Here is a 20,138-nt window from a genome sequence, read left to right as displayed (position 1 = left end):
GTTCAGATCCCTTCCGTACCGGTGCTTGCGGCCCCGACCGTGTCGGCGGCGGTGACGAACAATTCCGCGGCCCGCTTGGTCCGCACGGTGACCACCGCGCCCCGATAGCGCGCCAGTGCGGGCAGCACGAGCAATCCGTCGTCCAGCGGCTGGACCAGTCGCAGCCGCGTGAGCAGCGCGGTGACCTCCGCGGTGAGCCTGGGTACGTCGGCCTGCCACTGCGCGGCGAAGGTGACACCGTAGCGGTCGGTGAGCGCCTGCACGGTGTCGCGCACCCAGTCGGCCGCGACGAACGGGTAGGTCGCCTCGGGTTCGGTCTCGTCCTCGTCTGCCGCCGAATCCGCCTCGGCCGCTTCGGTTCCGGCGAACGGCGGATCGGCCATCGGCGCGAACAGCGTGGATTCGGGAATGGCGTCGTCGAGCCGATCGGCCAGCGCCGCATCGGGATCGGCGGCACGTGAGCGTTGGGGGAGCGGGTGATCGATGTCGAGGACCACATCGGCGATCTCGCCGACCAGCAGCAGCGCCACTTGGGCGAGCGTGCCGGTGCCGGGGAAGCGGACATCGGACAGCCGCCCTGACGTATCGATGAGCGCGACGCCCTCGGCCCTGCGTTCGGCGCGCAGACCCGTGAACAACTCGACGTCGGCGACCGTCCGGTCCTGCGTCAGCACCGGACGCTCCTCGGGCGTCAAATCCTCGGCGTAGACCACCGGCCGCTCCACCAGCGCCCGGCGCACCCGGCGGGCGATCTCGCCGGACGCCGCGGCCGGCTGCCCTGCGGTGACGGCGGGATCCTCGGCGAGCAGGCCACGCACACTGTGCAGATGCTGTAGGGCGCGCGGCGGCCGGAACAGCGCGAACACCACCGGCCGGTCGATGTCGTAAAGCGCCTCGCCCGCCTCGGGATCGGCGGCCCAGCGGCCCGCGTCGCCGTCGGCGAGGGTGACCGCGCCGCGGGCGGCCAGCCAGCCGACGGCGTCGACGAAGGCGTCGCGGTCCGCGGCGCGATCCGGCGCGAGCTCGAGCCCGTCGATCCTGGCCGTGTATGCCGCGACCTGATCGGCGAGCTCCGAGAGCGTGATCTGATCGCCGGCGCGGCCGAGCGCGGCCAGCGCCAGCGCGAGATAGGCGTAGCGGCGGCGGTCGAAGACGCGGTCGTTCACGCTGCGCGCGGGTTTGCCGCGGTCGAGCCGATCGATCACGGGGTAGACCCGCGCAGTGGTCTCGGTGACCTCGAGCCGGTAGCCGAACAGTTCGGCGAGATCCTCGCGCAGTTCGGTGGCCCACCGGCGAATCAGCGGCAGTGCGATCCGATCGGGATAGGTGCGGGTCACCAGGTGGTTGGCCAGGATCACCCTGGCGGCGCGCTGGTAGTTGTCCAGCGCGAGCGCGTCGATGCGTCGGGCGTGAATCATGCTCCGCCCCCTGTGGTTTCGGCATCGGAGACGACCTCGGCGGCCTTCCCGCGGCCCGCGTTGCCGCCGCGGGACCTGGTCGCGCGGACGTCGAGCTTGCGGTTGTTCAGGTGCAGCAGCCCGCGCGAGGTCCTGACCACGGTCGGCCCTTGATGCTCGGAGACCGTCATGGTGACGCCGCTCTCCGAACCGGTGGTGCCGCCGACCCGTCCGCTGACCGGCACCCACGCGGTGGAGGCGGCGTCCAGCAGTCGCAGCAGCACCTCGGTCTCGCGCTCGTCGAGCACCCGTTCGTGAACGTCCGCGGCGGCCAAGGACTGCGCCGCCTCCGCCCTGGCCCGCTGCGCGGCCAGCTGGGCCTCGCGCAGACGGCGAATTCCCGCGTCGTTGCGCTGGATTCGGCCCGGCGCGCCCGCCGTGGGCGGCCGTCCGGTCTCGGCCAGGGTGCGGGAGATCTCCAGCGGCGGTGCCTCCCACCACGATCGGGTCGCGGGCACGATGTCGGCGTCCGGATGTTCCATGGCCAGGTGGCGCGGCCTGCCGAGCCCGAACACGGCGTCGAACAGCGCGTGCGCGCTGTCGGCGGTCGGCGCGGCGGTGAACCAGCCCGCGAGGTGGCGAAGCGCCGACTCCCGGCTCACCCCGCCGCGGCGCGTCTCGGTGACCCGCCGCAGCAGCGACAGCACGGCCGCGATTGCGCTCATGGTGGCCTCGCGCAGCCGATCCGCCTCGGTGGACTCGCCCTCGGCGTCCGAGGTGACGAACCAGGTGCGCAAGCCCTGCCAGCGGGCGCGCCAATCCGCCTCGCGTTCGGCGGCGCTCAACAGCACCCGCTCGTCGCAGCTCGCGGCGCGCGCGACGAGGTCGTCGACGCCGGTCTCCTCGATCTCGCCGATGGCGGCGGCCAGCCGGGGCGCGAAACGCGCCAGGTCCATGCTGAATTCGCGCATGTGCGCGAGCAGCGCGTCCTTGTGCGCGAGGAAGGATTCCGGCGTGATCTCGGTGGTGCGCACCAGATCGCCCAGTGACAGATAGAAATGGGCGGCGCGCGCGGCCATGTCGGACAGCGCCGCGTCCAGCCTGCGCAGCGTGCGATAGACGCGCTCGGCGTCGCCTGCCCGATTCGCCTCGGCGAGGGTGTGCAGGTCGGCGAGCAGTTCCGGCAGCACGAGTCGCGAGAGCGACGCCTCGTCCAGACGCGCCTCCAGCACACCCGCCACCGCGCGATAGGCCTGGAAGCCCGCCTGCGAGAACTGGTAGACGTAGTGCCGGTTGCGGTATTCGGCCAGCGTCGCCGCCCTGGTGCCGTCGTAGCTGCGCTCCAGCACGCCCCACTGATGCAGCTGGTCGAGCAGCGGCCCGATCTCGGCGGCGCTCAGCGGCGCGGCGTCGCTGCGCCGGAACAGACCCGGCTGCGCCTCGGCAGGGCCGGACGCCATCCGGTCCGGCGACGGTCCGCTCTCCGCGACCCGTGCGCGTCCGCCGTTGCGGCGAATCCACTCCGCCACATCGTCGGCGTGCAGCAGCACCACGTAGGCGGCCCGCGCGGTGTCGAACGCGCGCAGCACCCACAGGTAGTCGGCGCGCTTCTCCGCCGTCGCGAAGGAGAACAGTCGCAGCCGCTCGTCCCACAAGGCGGCGGAGACGAGCTGATCACCCAGTGCGGCGGAGCCGGGCTGACTACCCAGTGCGGCGCGGCGGGGCTGACTACCCAGTGCGGCGCGGCGGGGCTGACTACCCAGTGCGGCGCGGCCGGGCTGATCACCCAGTGCGGCGGAGCCGACCTGGTCACCCAGTGCGGCGGAGCCGGGCTCATCGCCGAAGGGCGAGCCGTCGTCGGAGTCGGTCACCGGGAACAGGGTAGTAGCGGGCCGGTCGCCGCCGGCACGACCGACCCCCGTTCGGCGTGGCTGTGTCCGCCGTCCCCCGGTTCGCCCGCGCCCGGACGCGGGCCGCTCACTCGGTCGACAGTGCGCGCAGCTGCTCGAGATAACAGCGTGTGCGCGGATCGCCCGGATAGCGTTCGATGATCTCGCGGGCCACCTCGCCCGCGATCCACATCAGCGAAGGCAGCGAGCGGCGCTTCCCCGAGAAGGCGCGCATGCCCTCGGCCAGCGCGAGTTCCAGATCGCGGCCGCGCACCGCCACCACGGCCAGCGTCAGGTGCGCCTCGGCGACGCGCATCGGGTTGCGCACTGTGCCATCGGCCCGGGTGGAGTTCCGGATGACTTCGCGGGCAAAGGATTCCGCGAGGCGGTCCTCGCCTGCCACGCGGCAGCAGTCCATCGCGTAGAAGTCGAACTTCTGCGGGTCGACCACGAAGTGGTTGTCCAGGTTCGCCGGATGGTCGAGTCGCTCCAGGATCGCTCGGCCCTTGCCGAGTGCCCGTTCCACCTCGGCGCGGTCGCCGAGCCGTGCCCACGCCTTGGCCCGCTGCGCGGCCAGCTGCACGCCGACCCCGAGATGACAGCTGTCCTCTAGCGCACCGTCGACGGCTTCTACAGCACCCCGGTAGTTACCTTGGGTCAGCGCGAACCACGCCGCCATTTCCGCTGCCCACCCGGTGATCTCGGGATGGTCGGCCTCCTTGCCGAGCGACCACGCCGCGCGCCGCGTGGCCTCCGCCGAGGTACGGCGGCCGAGGTCGTAGTCCACGCAACCGACGAGCAGCGCGACCCAGCCTGCGAGCACCAGGATCTCGCGGTGCTGGGCCAGCGTCAGCCGCCCGTCGAGCAGCGAGGTGATCCGCCGCAGCCACGAGGTGCCCTCGACGTGCAATGCGTGCGGGTCGGCGTAGGGGTACTCGCAGCACAGACGCTCGGCGGTGATCCGGACGGCGTCCAGCGTCGCCGCCGAGACATCCGACATGCGCAGTCTGCCGATGAACTCCAAAGTGTCCATCCCCGTTGCCGACAGCAGTTCGTCGTCCCGATTCGGCCTGGCCTTGGGGAAGAACGCCGCGGTGACGGTGTCGAAGGCGGCGGCGATGATCGGGGCGTAGAAGTCGTCGGGTCGCGACTCGCCCGACTCCCAACGCCGCCAATTGCGTAGCAGCGTGCTGTCTGTCGGCAGATTGTGCGATGACTTCGCGCGCATCACGCGGACGGCGTCTGCCTGTGACCACCCCCTCGCATCGCGCTCGGAACGCATCCGGACTGCCCAGACGGGTCGATCGTCTCCAGCGGCCACGGTTGTAGTATCGCACCAGTTAACGTCTGGTGGCCCGGATAGGGCATCTAGATGTCAGTGGGTTGACACCTGCATTCGCGGTTTGGCGTCAGCGATCCTGAAGTGGGTGCGGTCAGGTTTGCGGATTTGCAAATGTAAGTGCAGATGCAAGATCCGTGATCGCCCTCGTCGCAGTACCCTGCACGGGAAGATCCAAACGAGAGAACAGCGGCCCAATCCAATGGAGGTTCGGGTGGAAGCGTTGATCTATGGATACTTGCGTGATGATCTGGCCGACGGCCACAGCGAGGAACTCGAGCGCGCGATGAGTATGTTCGCCCGAGCCGAAGGGCTTTGCTTCGCCGCAACATTCCATGAATCGACAGCGGGCGACGGTACGGCGTTCGCCGAGCTGACGCAGGAACTCAAGCGCGCCGACGCACACCACGTGGTGGTGCCGTCACTCGATCACTTTGCCGGCCAGACGATTCCGCGAGACATCCTGATCGCGAAACTGGCTCAGGAAGCGGCGGCCCAGGTCTGGACCGTCGAGGAGGTGAACGCGCCGCCCTCCGTGGCGTGAACCACCGACCCCGAGCGCGGCGAGCAACACCTCGGTGTGGTGTTGCTCGCGCCGGGACCGGGCCCGCGCAGCCGCGACCGGACGATCACAACCCGAAACTGCCCGGACCCCTTCTGCGCAGATACTTTTCGAATTCCGCCGCGATCGCGTCACCGTCGATCTTCGCCATCGCGTCGTTCAAATCGACTGCCGCGTCACCGCGTTCCTCGAGCGAACGCACGTATTCGGTGATCTCCTCGTCGCCCACGGTCATCTCGTTCACCGCGGCTTCCCAATCCTCGGCCTGCTTGGGCAGCTCGCCCAGCGGCACCTCGATGTCGAGCACGTCCTCCACCCGATGCAGCAACGCGATCGTCGCCTTCGGATTCGGCGGCTGCGACACGTAGTGCGGCACGGCCGCCCAGAACGACACCGCGGGCACGCCCGCCTTCACACACTGATCCTGCAACACACCGGTGATGCCGGTCGGGCCCTCATAGCGGGTCTGCTCCAGGCTGAAGCGCTCGGCCGCCTCCTTGCTGTAGGCGGAACCGGTCACCGGAACGGGCCTGGTGTGCGGGGTGTCGGCCAGCAGCGCACCCAGGATCACCACGGTCTGCACGCCCAGCTGCTCGATGAACTCCAGCAGATCCGCGCAGAAACTGCGCCACCGCATATTCGGTTCGATCCCGCGCAGCAACACCACATCCCGGTCGCTGCCCGGCGGGGAGCACACCGAAAGCATGGTGGCGGGCCACTGGATCTCCCTGGTCACGCCGTCGACCTGACGCACCGTCGGCCGATTCACCTGGTAGTCGTAGTAATCCTCGGAATCGAGTTCGGCCAGCGGCTCGGCATCCCAGATCAGTTCCAGATGCTCGACGGCGCCGCTCGCCGCGTCACCGGCGTCGTTCCAGCCCTCGAAGGCGGCAACCAGCACCGGATCCCGCAACGTCGGCAGTTCCGAATCGGAAGTTTCACTGGGGTTCACCCGGTCAGCCTACGGGTTGCGCTCGCATGGTGCTGTATCTATTGCGCGCTGGCGCGCGCGTGTTCGCGGCCCCCTTGTGTCTCGCGTCCGAGTCCTCGTGTCTCGCGCCTGCGGCGCATGCGCCACGAGGACTCGGACGCGAGACGGGCCGCGAACGGGCTCGTAAGACTCGCCCTCGAGGTGGCTGGGAGTGCGGGGATGTGAGGTCTGGTCGCGGGGTCACCAAGATCGCCCGCGCGATGGTCACCGAGTACGGGACGGGTCGCCCTGCTTCTCGCGATTCGGATCGATTCGTGGTCCCACCGAACTGGAGCCGGACCGGGCCGCCCGTCGGTGGGTGTTCGGTGTTGGATGAGACTGCGGTGCGGCTCGTACCCGAATGTGGCGCCGCACACGCTCGCCGTGAACATTCGCGGGCTGTTCGTTGCCAGTCGTACCGGGCCTTTACGCTTGTACACATGTCTGTGTCCCGCTCCGCCGCGTTCGATACCACGCTTCTCGACACACTCCGTCGGCGTGTCGTCATCGGTGACGGCGCGATGGGCACCATGTTGCAGGCCGCGGATCTGACTTTGGACGATTTTCGCGGGTTGGAAGGCTGTAACGAGATCTTGAACGAAACCCGGCCCGACGTGCTGCGCGACATCCATCGCGCGTACTTCGAGGCGGGTGCGGACGCGGTCGAGACCAATACCTTCGGCTGCAATCTGCCGAACCTGGCCGACTACGACATCGCCGACCGGATTCGCGATCTGTCCGAGCGCGGCACCCGGCTGGCCCGCGAGGTGGCCGACGAGATGGGCCCGAGCGAGGACGACACGCCGCGGTATGTGCTGGGTTCGATGGGGCCGGGCACCAAGCTGCCGACGCTGGGGCACGCCCCGTACACGATCTTGCGTGACGCCTACACCGAGTCGGCGCTCGGCATGCTGGAGGGCGGCGCTGACGCCATCCTGATCGAGACCTGCCAAGACCTGCTGCAGGTGAAGGCCGCGGTGACGGGCAGCAGACGGGCGATGGAGCGGGCAGGCCGGCGGATTCCGATCATCACGCACGTCACGGTGGAGACCACCGGCACGATGCTGGTCGGCAGCGAGATCGGCGCCGCGTTGACGGCGATCGAGCCGCTCGGCATCGACATGATCGGCCTGAACTGCGCGACCGGTCCGGACGAGATGAGCGAGCATCTGCGGCATCTGTCGCGGCACGCGCGGGTTCCGGTCTCGGTGATGCCGAACGCGGGCCTTCCGGTGCTCGGCGCCAATGGTGCGGAGTATCCGTTGACGCCGGAGGAGCTGGCGGTCGCGCTGCGCGGTTTCGTCTCCGAGTTCGGTCTGGCGCTGGTCGGCGGCTGCTGCGGTACCACGCCGGAGCACATCCGCCAGGTGCGCGAGGCGGTGCGCGAGGTGGAGCCCGCGTTGCCGCCGATCGGCGAGCGCCGTGAGCCGGTGCACGAGCCGAGCGTGTCGAGCATGTACACCGCGGTGCCGTTCGAACAGGACGCCTCGGTCCTGATGATCGGCGAGCGCACGAATGCCAACGGCTCCAAGGCTTTCCGCGAAGCCATGCTGGCCGAGGACTGGCAGAAGTGCCTGGACATCGCCAAGGACCAGACCCGCGACGGCGCGCACATGCTCGACCTGTGCGTCGACTACGTCGGCCGGGACGGCACCAAGGACATGGAGGCGCTGGCCTCGCGCCTGGCGACCGCGTCGACCCTGCCGATCATGCTGGACTCCACCGAGACGCCCGTGCTACAGGCCGGGCTCGAGCATCTCGGCGGCCGCTGCGCGGTCAACTCGGTGAACTACGAGGACGGCGCGGGACCGGAGTCCCGGTTCCAGCAGACCATGCGGCTGGTGGCCGAGCACGGCGCCGCGGTGGTCGCGTTGACCATCGATGAAGAGGGACAGGCCCGCACCGCCGAGAAGAAGGTCGAGATCGCCGAGCGCCTGATCGCCGACATCACCGGCAACTGGGGCCTGGCCGAGTCCGACATCATCATCGACACCCTGACCTTCACCCTCGGCACCGGTCAGGAGGAGTCGCGCCGCGACGGGCTGGAGACCATCGAGGCGATCCGGGAACTCAAGCGCAGGCACCCGTTGGTGCAGACGACCCTGGGCCTGTCGAACATCTCCTTCGGACTGAACCCGGCCGCGCGGCAGGTGCTGAACTCGGTCTTCATGCACGAATGCGTGCAGGCGGGACTGGATTCGGCGATCGTGCACGCCTCCAAGATCCTGCCGATGAGCCGGATCCCGGACGAGCAGCGCGAGACCGCGCTCGACCTGGTCTACGACCGCCGGACCCCGGACTACGACCCGCTGCAGAAGCTGATGATGCTCTTCGAGGGCGTCTCGACGTCGTCGTCGAAGGCGTCGCGCGCCGAGGAGCTGGCCGCGCTGCCGCTGTTCGAGCGGCTCGAGCGCCGCATCGTCGACGGCGAGAAGGCCGGTATGGAGGCCGACCTGGACGCGGCCATGGCCGAGGTGCCGCCGCTGAAGATCATCAACGAGACCCTGCTGGCAGGCATGAAGACCGTCGGCGAGCTCTTCGGCTCCGGGCAGATGCAGTTGCCGTTCGTGCTGCAGTCGGCGGAGGTGATGAAGGCCGCGGTCGCGTACCTGGAACCGCACATGGAGGCCACCGACGACTCCGGTAAGGGCCGCATCGTGCTGGCGACAGTCAAGGGCGACGTGCACGACATCGGCAAGAACCTGGTCGACATCATCCTGTCGAACAACGGCTACGAGGTGGTCAACCTCGGCATCAAGCAGCCGATCGCGACCATCCTGGACGCCGCGATGGACAAGAAGGCCGATGTGATCGGCATGTCCGGGCTGCTGGTGAAGTCGACGGTGGTGATGAAGGAGAACCTGGAGGAGCTCAACGCCAGGGGAGTGGCCGATCAGTTCCCCGTGCTGCTCGGTGGCGCCGCGCTCACCCGCGCCTACGTCGAGAACGACCTGACCGAGGTGTACGAGGGCGACGTGCACTACGCCCGCGACGCCTTCGAGGGCCTGCGGCTGATGGACGACATCATGACCCGCAAGCGCGGCGGCGGACCCGATCCGGACAGCCCCGAGGCCGTCGCCGAACGCGAGAAGGCCGCCGAGCGCAAGGCCCGGCACGAACGGTCCAAGCGGATCGCCGCGCAGCGCAAGGCCGCCGAGACCCCCGTCGAGGTGCCCGCCCGCTCGGACGTGGCCGCCGACCTGCCGGTACCGGTGCCGCCGTTCTGGGGCACCCGCGTGGTCAAAGGCCTTGCACTGCACGAATATTCGGGACTACTCGACGAGCGGGCGCTGTTCCTCGGCCAGTGGGGCCTGCGCGGCCAGCGCGGCGGCGACGGACCCTCCTACGAGGAACTGGTGGAAACCGAAGGCAGGCCGCGGCTGCGGGCCTGGCTGGACCGGCTGTCCACCGAGGGCGTGCTGCAGCACGCGGCCGTGGTCTACGGCTACTTTCCCGCGGTGTCGGAAGGCGACGACGTTGTCGTGCTCACCGAGCCGGATCCCGATGCGCCGCAACGGTATCGGTTCACCTTCCCGCGCCAGCAGCGCGACCGGTTCCTGTGCATCGCCGACTTCCTGCGCTCGCGCGAGCACGCCAAGGCCACCGGTCAGGTGGATGTGCTGCCGTTCCAGCTGGTGACGATGGGCCAGCCCATCGCCGACTTCGCCAACGAGCTGTTCGCCGCCGACAACTACCGCGACTACCTCGAGGTGCACGGCATCGGCGTCCAGCTCACCGAGGCGCTCGCCGAGTACTGGCACCGCCGCGTCCGCGAAGAACTGGTGCTGGACGGGCATTCGGTGGCCGAATCCGACCCAGACGACGTGCTGGACTACTTCAAACTCGGCTACCGCGGCGCGCGCTACTCCTTCGGTTACGGCGCCTGCCCCGAGCTGGAGGACCGCGCGAAGCTGGTCGACCTGCTCGAAGCCGACCGGATCGGCGTGGTCCTGTCGGAAGAACTCCAGCTGCATCCCGAACAGTCCACCGACGCGTTCGTCCTGCTGCATCCGGAGGCAAAGTACTTCAACGCCTGATCCGTTGGCGAGAACGGCGGCTCCGCGCGGTTCGGAGCCGCCGTTCTACTCATGCCCGGGAGATGTGACGGTACTCACCGTGACGGCGTCGCTTTGTCGCCGGACAGGCCCGCGTCATAGGCTCTGACCTGCTGAGACGCGCGGACGGTCGGGTCGCCGAACGGATGTCGCCGAAATATCTGTTACTTACGGGTACGCTTGATGCTTCGGGACGACCTGGGTAATCAACCGTCCGGTCCGCGGCGTCCGGTCACGCGGCTGGATGTCTGTCGGGTGGGTATGCCATTGTCGAAGAGTTGCAACTGCATCCGGAGCAGTCGGCGGATGCGTTCGTCTCGCTGCTGACGGGTGCGAAGCACTTCGGAGCGTACGGGTTTCGCCGGAAATCCGTCGAGCGCACCGGAGCGCTCGACGGCTCGGCGCACAGCAGGAGGGGCACGACCTCATGACGGCGGATCGGTTGATCGCTGGACGGTATCGGCTGACGGATCCGATCGGCACCGGCGCGATGGGTGTGGTGTGGCGCGCGACCGACGTGCGGCTACGCCGCACCGTGGCGGTGAAACAGCTGCTGCTCGGCCCCGGGCTCTCCCGGGAACAGGCCCTGGAGTCGAAACTGCGCGCGATGCGCGAGGGGCGGATCGCGGCGCGGCTGCACCACCCCAACGCGGTCACCGTCTTCGACGTCGCCGAAGAGGACGGCCAGCCGTGGCTGGTCATGGAATACATGAACGCGCCGAGCTTGGCCGTCAAGCTGTCCGGGCAGCGCACCCTGTCGCCGATCGAGGTGGCCAAGATCGGCGCGCAGGCCGCCGCCGCGCTGGCCGCCGCGCACGACGCGGGCATCATGCACCGCGACGTGAAACCCGCCAACCTCCTGGTCGCCGACGACGGCACCGTGAAGATCACCGACTTCGGCATCTCTCGCGCGGTCGGCGACGTAACCGTCACCGCGACTGGATTCCTCGCGGGCACCCCCGCCTACCTCGCGCCGGAAGTGGCGCGCGGCGAGAACCCGGAACCGGCGTCCGACGTCTTCGCCCTCGGCTCCACGCTGTACGCCGCGGTGGAGGGCGCGCCGCCGTTCGGTGAGGGTGACAACGCGCTGGCGGTGCTGCACGCCGTCGCGCGGGCCGACATTCCCGAACCGCGCCGGGCGGACGGGCTCGGACCGGTGCTGATGCACCTGCTGGCCGCGAGCATCGACGCCCGCCCGACCATGCGCGAGGCGAAGGAGGCGCTGGAAGCCGTTGCGGCGGGCCGGGTTCCGGCGTTGGCCGCGGCGCCGGTGGTGACCAAGGTGCTGCCTGCGCCCGGTGCGGACGCGACCACCGTGCTCGCCACCTCCGCCGCCACCGCGAGCACCGGGAACGCTTCCGACGCCACCGAATTCGTGCCGACGGCGGCGCTCGCCCCGGCACCGCCGAGCAGGCCGTCCGGCGGCGGGACGCTGCCCGGCGCGGCACCGGGTGGCGGGCCGAACAAGCAGATCCTCGCCCTCGCGGCCGCCGCGGTGGCCGTGTTGGTCGTCGTCGTGGTGGTGTTCGCCCTCTCCGGCGGCGACCGGGGTGGTTCGGACGGTCCCACCGCGGCGCCGCCGCCCGGCACCGGTGAGCCGGTGCAGCCCCCGGCGGCCGAGGGCGGGCAGCCGACCGAGGCGCCCCAGGCTCAGGTCCCCACCGCCGCGCAGCCGACCGGGGCCCCGACCACCGCGCCGCCGAGTGCGTCCCCGTCCGCCACGCCGTCGACCAGCCCGTCGGGCGCCCCGAGCAGCACGACGCGTCCGCCGACGACCACGATCACCACGACGCCGTTCGGCCCGCCGACGCCGGACCGGATCGCCCAGTTCATCCAGGGCTACTACGGCATGTTGCCGGGCAACGTGTCCGGCGCGTGGTCGCAGCTCGCGCCGGGCTACCAGTCCCAAACCGGTGGCTACAACTCCTACGCGTCGTTCTGGTCGACCATCCGCTCGGTCCAGGTCAACGGGATCACCGCACGCGGCGAGGACGGCGCCACGGTCGCGCTGACCTACGTCAAGACCAACGGCGCCGTCGATCGGGAGAACCGCTGGATCCAGGTCCGCCAGGAGGGCGGCAGGATGGTCATCACCGCCTCCGGCGTGTGACGCTCCGCCCGTGCGCGACTCCTCGACGGAAGACGCTCGGGCGGCGCCCATTACGCTGGACGTCGGTTTCCCGGCGGGCGCACGGTCCGCCGAGTCGATCGGCACACGAGGAGAACGACCGCACGTGACAGCGCGACTCGCCGCGGTGCTGTGGGACATGGACGGGACGCTGCTGGACTCGGAAAAGCTCTGGGACGTCGGGGTCAGGGAGCTGGCGGTGGCGCTCGGCAGCGTGATGACCGACGAGATCAGGCACGCGCTCATCGGTGCGTCCGGCCCGAACGCCCTGCGCATCCTGTTCAACGGGCTCGGCCTCGACCCGACACCGCAAGCGCTGCGAGACGCGGCGGGCTTCCTGGAGCGGCGGGTGACCGAGTTGATGACCGGCCCGATTCCGTGGCGACCCGGCGCCAAGGACGCCCTCGGTCTGGTCCGCGACGCGGGGCTGGCCTCGGCGCTCGTCACCAACACCAAACGCTCGCTCGCCGAGTACGGCCTGGACACCCTCGGCCGCGACTTCTTCGACGTCTCCGTCTGCGGTGACGAGGTGGCGGAGGGTAAACCCGAGCCGGACGTGTATCTGCGCGCCGCCGAGCTGCTCGGCGTCGACCCGCGCGACTGCGTGGCGATCGAGGATTCGCCGACCGGTGCCAGCGCCGCCGCGGCCGCGGGCTGCGCCGTCCTCGTAGTCCCCTGCGAGATCCCGGTTCCCGAGGCTCCCGGTCTCGTATTCCGCGACACCTTGGTTGGCCTCACGCACGCCGATCTGGAACGCACCCTGCACGCCCGCGGCTGACGTGCTTCCGCGGCGCCACGATCGCTCCGGGCGGGGCGGGAACGCGCGAGAAAACGCCGCGTAGCGAACGCGGGACCGGTCGGTCGGGTCGCGCTCCGAGCACCGAGCAAATGCTCGGGAGTTACTGTGCTGCAACGCAAGTGCGCGCAGATAGTAAGTGTGACTGCACTCACCGGCAACTTTTCCGAATACCCGGGCGTGTCGCCGAGCGCTGCACCAAAATGACGCCATGGCTGCGACGGGTGTGCTGGACGAAATCGTCGATACCGCAAGGTATCCGCTCGCTTCGCCGGGATCGGCGGGATGGCGGGCGGCGGTCGACGCGGCAAGGGCCGACCTGTCCGACGGCGGCTGCACGGTCCTGCGCGAGTTCATCCGCCCCGAGCTGGCCGAGACGCTGCGCGCGCAGGGCGAGGACATGGCGCCGCACGCGCACTACGAGATCGAGCGGGTCAACGCTTACAACATTCCGCTGGACACCGCGCTGCCCCAAGATCATCCGGGCCGCATCGTCATGGAACGCGGAAACGCGTTCGTGCCCCGCGACCGGATCCCCGCCGAGGCGCTGATCCACCGGCTCTACACCAGCGACGCGTTCCAGCGCTTCGTCGCGGACTGCTTCGGCCTGTCCGAACTGCACGAATACGCCGATCCGCTGGCCGGACTGTGCCTGAACGTGGTCGCGCCCGGCATGTCGCATCCGTGGCACTTCGACACCAACGAGTTCACCGTCAGCATGCTCACCCAACTGCCGGAATCGGGCGGAGTTTTCGAATACTGCCCCGACATCCGCTCGCCGCACGCCGAGAACCTCGCCGACGTGCGCGACGTGCTGACCGGTGACGGCGAGCGCCTGATCCGCAGGCTCGAACTGCGCCCCGGCGACCTGCAACTGTTCCAAGGCCGCTTCTCCCTCCATCGCGTGTCCCCGGTTACCGGTGGCAGGCAACGACATTCGGCGATATTTGCCTACACCGACCGGCCCGGTGTCATCGGCACCGTGGAGCGGACCCGCCAGCTGTTCGGTCGCGTCCTTGCCGAACACGTCGCCGAGGACCGCCTGGTCCGCGGCGACCGGCTACTCGACTGAGCTCAGCTCGACCCGAGAGGAACGAACACACGTGCCAGTACCGTTACACACGACCGGGAAAGCCTCCTTCGACGACATCTACGACCGTCCCGATCCCCGCGAGTACTACGCACGGATGTCCGAACTGGACTACCGCATACCGGAACTGGCGAAGCCCTTCTTCCAGCAGCAGATTCGGGAGTACCGCGCCTCCGCGCGCGTGGCGACGCCGACCGTGCTCGACATCGGCTGCTCCTACGGCGTGAACGCGGCGCTGCTGCGCTTCGACATCGGTATCGACGAGCTCGCCGAGCACTACCGCACCGCCGCCGCGGCGGACCGCGAGCAGCTCGTCGCGCGCGATCGCGACCGTCTCGCCGGCCGCGATCAGCAGTCCGACGTGCGCTTCGTCGGCATGGACATCTCCAGCCCCGCGCTGGACTACGCGCACGCCGCGGGGTTCCTGCACGACATCGTGCACGCCGACCTCGAATCCGCCGACCCCACCGACGAGCAGCGCGAGGTGCTGGCCGCCGCCGACCTCGTCTTCTCGACCGGCTGTATCGGCTACGTCACCGAGAAGACGCTGCTGCGGATCGCCACCGCGCATCCACGGCGCAGGCCGTGGATGGCGCATTTCGTGCTACGCATGTTCGATTTCGATCCGATGGCCGAGGAGCTGGCCGCGCTCGGCTATCGCACCGAGCGGATGACCGGTCTGTACGCGCAGCGCAGGTTCGCCTCCGCCGACGAACGGCAGCGCGTGCTGAACTCGCTGTCGGACAAGGGAATCGACACCAGCGGCCGGGAAGCCGACGGCTGGCTGTACGCGCACCTCTACCTGTCGCGTCCGGAGCCGAAGGGCCGAGCCTGAGCCTTTCGTTCGAAAACCCCGGCAGCCTCTTGTCGAAACTCGGCCTCGTCGCCGAGGATCTGTAGTGGAGCGACGCACTCCACGAACTCCCGCGCACGGATGCCGTCCCGCCGTGCGCGTCTCACCCAACGCACCCGAACCGCGAGGACCCCGACTTGACCGACCGCACCTTCGCCGCCGAAGACCACCTGCCCCGGGTACCGCTGCCGACGCTGGAGGACAGCTGCGCCAGGTTCCTGGAGTGGTGCAGCCCGCTGCTCACCGACGACGAACTCGCCACCACCGAGGCGGCGGTCGCCGACCTGCTCCGGCCGGACGGCCCGGGCCGGACGCTGCACGCGGCACTGGCGGACTACGACGCCACGCCGGGCGTCGGCAGCTGGCTCGACCTGTTCTGGCCGTCGCGCTACCTCGGCAGGCGCGACCGGATCGCGTTGAACGCCAACTTCTTCTTCCTCTTCCGCGACGACACCCCGCTGGCCGCCGCCACCGCGGCCGACCAGGTGGAGCGGGCCGCGGCCATCGTCTCGGCGGCCGTCGCCTACAAGCTCGCCCTCGACGAGGAGGCGATCCCGCCGGTCACCCAGCGCGGGCAGCAGCTGTCCATGTGGCAGAACAAGTACCTGTTCTCCGAGACCAGGATTCCCGGCGAACAGCAGGACAGCGTCCGGGTGCCCTACAGCCCGGAGTGGCCTGGCCCCTCACGCGAGCGGCACATCGTGGTGTTCTACCGCGGCAGCATGTTCCGGATGGACGTGATCGGCGCGGGCGGCGCGCCGTACTCGCTCGACGACCTCGCCGACGGTCTGCGCGCGGTGCTCAAGGCCGGGTCGCGCTCGGCGCGCACCGACACCGCCGTCGGCCACCTCACCACCAAGGCGCGCGCCGAATGGGCCGCGAGCCGGGCCGCGCTGCGCGCCGAACCCGCCAATGTCGCGGCGCTCGACACCATCGAGACGGCGCTGTTCTGCGTGTGCCTGGAGGATTTCGCCCCGCGCGATACTCTGCACGCCTGCGACCAGCTGCTGCACGGCGACAGCGCGAATCGCTGGTTCGACAAGGCGGTCTCGTTCATCGTCTTCGGCGACGGCCAGGCGGGCATCAACGTGGAGCATTGCGGGCTGGACGGCACCACCATCCTGTCCTTCGTCGACACCCTGCTGGAGGCGTCGGCCGCCGAGCACGCGGAACGTTCCGGAGCGCAGGCGCAGGGGCTGCCGCCGGTGGAGCCGATCGAGTTCACCCTCGACGCCGCGCTGCGCACCGACATCGCGTCGGCGGGCGCCGCCTTCGCCCGCTACGCGGCCGAAAATGCCACGCAGACCGTCTCTTTCGAGGACTTCGGCACCGCGCGGGCCAAGCGGCTCGGCATCTCGCCGGACGCCTTCGCCCAGCTGGCCTACCAGCTCGCGCACCGGCGCAGCAAGGGCATCACGGGCGCCACCTACGAATCGATCGCGACCCGCCAGTACCGCAACGGCCGCACCGAGGCCATGCGGGTGGTGACGCCGGAGATGATCGCCTTCGTCGACGCCATGCAGGATCCCGCCAGCGACACTGCCGGCCGGCTCGCCGCCGCGCGGACCGCCGCGGCCAAGCACGTCGAGCGGGCCAAGCAGTGCCAGGCGGGCGACGCGCCGGAACAGCACCTGTGGGAGCTGGAATGGATTCAGCGCCGCCGCGGCGCGGAACTCGGTGTCACCGAACCGATTTCGCTCTACAACAGCCCGGGCTGGGTGATCATGCGCGACGACTACCTCAGCACCAGCTCCGCGCCCTCGGTCAACATCCAGTACTTCGGCTTCGGCTCGACCAGCCCGCGCTGCATCGGCGTCGCCTATGTGCTGCTGCCCGACCGCTGGAACCTCTACCTGGCGACGCCCAAGACGGTGGCCGACCAGATGCACGAGTTCGCCGACCACCTGCGCGTCGCGGTCGCGGAACTGGCGGACCTGTTGGCCTCGGAACAGTGACCAGCGCGGAGGAGGTGCGCGCGCCGGAATTCACCTGGCGCCGCGTCACCGAATCGGATTTCTCGCTGCTCGGCGGCTGGCTGTCGCGTCCGCACGTGGCGAAGTGGTGGAATCACGAGACCTCGCCGGAGGCGGTGCGGCGCGATTTCGGCCCCACCGCCCGCGGTGAGGAACCCGCCGAGGACCTCCTCGCCTATGCCGACGGCGCGCCGATCGGCCTGGTGCAGCGGTGCCGGATCGCCGACTACCCGGAGTACGTCGACGAGCTGCGCGAGCTCGCCGAGGTGCCCGAGTCGGCGATGACCCTCGACTACCTCGTCGGCGAACCCGATCTCGTCGGGCGGGGCGTGGGTTCGGCGATGATCCGCGCCGCCCTCGCCGACACCTGGGTGTCGTATCCGGAAGCGGACTGCGTGATCGTGCCTGTCTCCGCGGCCAACTCGGCGTCGTGGCGGGCGCTGGAGAAGGCGGGTCTGCGGCGGGTCGCCGAGGGCGAGTTGGAGCCGGACAACCCGGCCAACGGCACCGCGCACTTCGTATACCGCGTCGATCGGCCGCGCTGAATCGGCATCGCGCGGCCCGCGCGCCGAGTCGCCGTGCCGAGCCGTCACAACGGTTCGGCACGGCCCCGAGACATCCCCAGGACAGTCGATGTGCTGGTCTCCGGCCGCGTTCGCTCCGGTCCCAGCCTGCCTCCTTCGCCGACGTGCGTCCGACGAACGGCTCACGGCCGGTCCGGGGGTGGACCGGGACGGTAGCTGGGAATGGCCGTCTGAAAGAATGACCAGCCGTGAAGACTTTCGAAGCCCTGTTCGCCGAGCTGCAGGATCGTGCCATCACCCGCCCCGAGGGTTCCGGCACCGTGGCCGCGTTGGACGCCGGTGTGCATGCCCAGGGCAAGAAGGTGCTCGAGGAGGCGGGCGAGGTCTGGCTGGCCGCCGAACACGAGAGCGACGAATCGCTGGCCGAGGAGATCTCGCAGCTGCTCTACTGGGTCCAGGTGCTCATGGTGGGCCGGGGACTGAAGCTCGACGACGTGTACCGACATCTGTGACGGTCGCGTCCATCCCGTAGTTTCGTTCCCCGAAAGGACATCCACCCCATGCTGCGCGTCGCAGTCCCCAACAAAGGCAGTCTGTCCGAATCCGCGACCTCCATCCTGGCCGAAGCCGGATACCGCAAGCGCACCGACGCCCGTGACCTGAGCGTGCTCGACCCCGCGAACCAGGTCGAGTTCTACTTCCTCCGTCCCAAGGACATCGCCGTCTACGTCGGTTCCGGCGAACTCGACCTCGGCATCACCGGCCGGGATCTGGCGCTGGACTCCGGCGCGCCGGTGCAGGAGCGGCTCGCGCTCGGCTTCGGTCGCTCCACCTTCCGTTACGCCGCGCCCGCGGGCCAGGAATGGAAGGTCGAGGATCTCTACGACAAGCGCATCGCGACCTCCTACCCGAATCTGGTGCTCGCGGACCTGCAGCGCCGCGGTATCGAGGCCGAGGTGATTCGCCTCGACGGCGCGGTCGAGATCTCCATCCAGCTCGGCGTCGCCGACGCCATCGCCGACGTGGTCGGTTCGGGGCGCACACTGCGCCAGCACAACCTGGTCGCGTTCGGCGAGACCCTGTGCGATTCGGAAGGCGTGCTCATCGAGGCGGTCGGTTCCGATCAGAACGACCGGGCCCGCAACCAGCTCGTTGCCCGCATCCAGGGCGTGGTGTTCGCCCAGCAGTACCTGATGCTGGACTACGACTGCCCGAAGGGCCTGCTCGAGCAGGCCGTGCGGATCACGCCTGGCCTGGAATCGCCGACCGTCTCCCCGCTCGCCGACGCCGGTTGGGTCGCGGTGCGGGCGCTGGTGCCGCGCAACCGGGGCAACGTGGTGATGGACGAGCTCGCCGACCTCGGCGCCAAGGCCATCCTGGCCACCGACATCCGGTCCTGCCGGGCCTTCTGACGACGCCGGACGCCGGGCGGGTACCGGAGTGTATCCGCCCGAGGGACGTCCGGGCAGCACGTTCACCTGGACAACCCTTCCAGCGGGTGGCCAAGTCGATCGAATACCCGTCTACGCCATCGCGCTCGGCCTGATCCTCGCCTTCGTCTCCGATCGGCCTGGAATTCTCGCTGGGCGGGTTGCGCGAGGCGGGCTGGCGTCCGGTCGCACGTTTTCGGCTCCGCCGGTCGCGGTGAATCTCCTTGCCGGCCTTGGTCTTTCGGTGCAGCGGTTCCGCGACTCGAGCGTGTGATCCGGCCCGGCAATCAGTCGGCGACGGCTTCGGCCAAAGTCTCGTCCGGCGACTCGCCGCCGCCCTCGGGCCAGCCGGGGTACGGCGGCGGGGTGCCGCCGAACTCCGGGCACAGCGGCTTGTAGTCGCAGTAGCCGCACAGCCAGCTCGTGGACGGCGGGAACTCGCCTGTGCGTCCCGCCTCGCGCACCGCCGTCCACAGCGCCGACAGGGTGCGTTCGAAGCGGCCGAGTTCCTCGGCGTCGGGTGCGTAGGTGAGGATCTGCCGGTCGGCCAGGTAGATCAGGCGCAGCTGGGCGGGCAGCACGCCGCGGGTGCGCAGCACCACCAGCGCGTAGAACTTCAGCTGGAACAGCGCCTTGGTCTCCTGCGCGAGACCGGGCGCGCGTCCGGTCTTGTAGTCGACCACCCGCAGTTCGCCGGTCGGGGCGACATCGATCCGGTCGACGAATCCGCGCAGCAGCACGCCGTCGTCCAGCTCGACCTCCACCCTCGCCTCGCGGGACTCCGGCTCGAACCGGGTCGGGTCCTCCAGCTGGTAGTAGCTCTCGACCAGCGCGCCGACCTCGCCGAGGAACGACGTCAGCCCGTCGGCGTCGACCAGTTCCGCGATCTCCGGCTGCGCGGCCAGCACCCGGGCCCATGCCGGTGCCACCAGCGCGGCGGCTCGCTCCGGTCCGCGGTCCGCGGCGGGCAGCCCGTACAGGTCCTCCAGCACCGCGTGCACCACCGTGCCGCGCACCGCGTGCCGCGAGGGCGGCTCCGGGATCCGGTCGATCGCGCGGAGCCGGTACTTCAGCGGGCACTGCTTGAAATCCATTGCCCGAGAAGGGGACAGCGCGGGCCTGCGGCGCATGT

At 69.8% G+C, this 20,138-nt stretch carries 15 protein-coding genes; 10 read left to right on the top strand and 5 right to left on the bottom strand.

Going from position 1 to position 20,138, the window contains the following annotated elements; genetic code table 11:
- Positions 1-2 precede the first annotated feature (2 nt).
- The 3 genes from AB0H50_RS29620 to AB0H50_RS29610 all read right to left on the bottom strand — a co-directional run bounded on the left by AB0H50_RS29620 (position 3) and on the right by AB0H50_RS29610 (position 4,514).
- Positions 3-1,415, bottom strand: coding sequence for a TIGR02678 family protein (locus AB0H50_RS29620; protein ID WP_357459373.1), 1,413 nt, complete (start codon positions 1,413-1,415; stop codon positions 3-5).
- Complete coding sequence (locus AB0H50_RS29615) at positions 1,415-3,037, bottom strand: TIGR02677 family protein (RefSeq protein ID WP_357459370.1); 1,623 nt, start codon at positions 3,035-3,037, stop codon at positions 1,415-1,417. Before AB0H50_RS29615 ends, AB0H50_RS29620 begins: the two co-directional genes overlap by 1 nt.
- Before the next feature lie 337 nt (positions 3,038-3,374).
- Positions 3,375-4,514 carry an XRE family transcriptional regulator gene (locus tag AB0H50_RS29610; RefSeq protein WP_357458977.1) on the bottom strand — a complete coding sequence of 380 codons (1,140 nt, stop codon included), beginning with the start codon at positions 4,512-4,514 and terminating at the stop codon, positions 3,375-3,377.
- A 325-nt stretch (positions 4,515-4,839) separates the two neighbouring features.
- Between AB0H50_RS29610 and AB0H50_RS29605 the strand changes: the two genes are divergently transcribed.
- Positions 4,840-5,169, top strand: a complete 330-nt coding sequence (locus AB0H50_RS29605; protein WP_357458975.1) for a hypothetical protein — start codon at positions 4,840-4,842, stop codon at positions 5,167-5,169.
- 85 nt (positions 5,170-5,254) lie between these two features.
- Here AB0H50_RS29605 and AB0H50_RS29600 read toward each other — a convergent pair whose 3' ends face one another.
- Complete coding sequence (locus AB0H50_RS29600) at positions 5,255-6,139, bottom strand: PAC2 family protein (protein WP_357458972.1); 885 nt, start codon at positions 6,137-6,139, stop codon at positions 5,255-5,257.
- A gap of 458 nt (positions 6,140-6,597) precedes the next feature.
- Between AB0H50_RS29600 and metH the strand changes: the two genes are divergently transcribed.
- From metH to hisG, 9 genes are all read left to right on the top strand, one after another.
- The gene (gene metH, locus AB0H50_RS29595; protein ID WP_357458971.1) at positions 6,598-10,194 is read left to right on the top strand and encodes a methionine synthase; all 3,597 of its coding nucleotides are present in this window, start codon (positions 6,598-6,600) and stop codon (positions 10,192-10,194) included.
- 445 nt (positions 10,195-10,639) lie between these two features.
- On the top strand, positions 10,640-12,322 hold the full coding sequence (locus tag AB0H50_RS29590) for a protein kinase (RefSeq protein ID WP_357458968.1): 1,683 nt from the start codon (positions 10,640-10,642) through the stop codon (positions 12,320-12,322).
- Between the two features lie 124 nt (positions 12,323-12,446).
- A complete protein-coding gene (locus AB0H50_RS29585) occupies positions 12,447-13,118 on the top strand; it encodes an HAD family phosphatase (RefSeq protein WP_357458966.1) in 672 nt (223 codons plus the stop codon).
- 229 nt (positions 13,119-13,347) lie between these two features.
- A complete protein-coding gene (locus tag AB0H50_RS29580; protein ID WP_357458963.1) occupies positions 13,348-14,208 on the top strand; it encodes an arpA protein in 861 nt (286 codons plus the stop codon).
- Positions 14,209-14,239: 31 nt separating this feature from the next.
- Positions 14,240-15,061, top strand: a complete 822-nt coding sequence (locus AB0H50_RS29575) for a class I SAM-dependent methyltransferase (RefSeq protein WP_357458960.1) — start codon at positions 14,240-14,242, stop codon at positions 15,059-15,061.
- Positions 15,062-15,216: 155 nt separating this feature from the next.
- Complete coding sequence (locus AB0H50_RS29570) at positions 15,217-17,034, top strand: choline/carnitine O-acyltransferase (RefSeq protein ID WP_357458958.1); 1,818 nt, start codon at positions 15,217-15,219, stop codon at positions 17,032-17,034.
- Entirely contained in the window at positions 17,031-17,597 is a 567-nt protein-coding gene (locus AB0H50_RS29565) for a GNAT family N-acetyltransferase (protein WP_357458956.1), read from the top strand. Before AB0H50_RS29570 ends, AB0H50_RS29565 begins: the two co-directional genes overlap by 4 nt.
- Positions 17,598-17,824: 227 nt before the next feature.
- Positions 17,825-18,088 carry a phosphoribosyl-ATP diphosphatase gene (locus AB0H50_RS29560; RefSeq protein WP_067847679.1) on the top strand — a complete coding sequence of 88 codons (264 nt, stop codon included), beginning with the start codon at positions 17,825-17,827 and terminating at the stop codon, positions 18,086-18,088.
- Positions 18,089-18,136: 48 nt separating this feature from the next.
- Entirely contained in the window at positions 18,137-18,988 is an 852-nt protein-coding gene (hisG, locus tag AB0H50_RS29555; RefSeq protein ID WP_357458952.1) for an ATP phosphoribosyltransferase, read from the top strand.
- A gap of 305 nt (positions 18,989-19,293) precedes the next feature.
- Here hisG and AB0H50_RS29550 read toward each other — a convergent pair whose 3' ends face one another.
- Positions 19,294-20,136: a RecB family exonuclease gene (locus tag AB0H50_RS29550; protein WP_357459367.1), complete on the bottom strand. Its 843-nt coding sequence runs from the start codon at positions 20,134-20,136 to the stop codon at positions 19,294-19,296.
- Positions 20,137-20,138 lie beyond the last annotated feature (2 nt).

This window comes from Nocardia sp. NPDC050793, assembly GCF_040654065.1.
In the GTDB taxonomy this organism is placed as follows: Bacteria; Actinomycetota; Actinomycetes; order Mycobacteriales; family Mycobacteriaceae; genus Nocardia.
The sequence above is the reverse complement of the archived record's forward strand: the minus strand, read 5'-3'. Positions and strand labels throughout refer to the sequence as shown.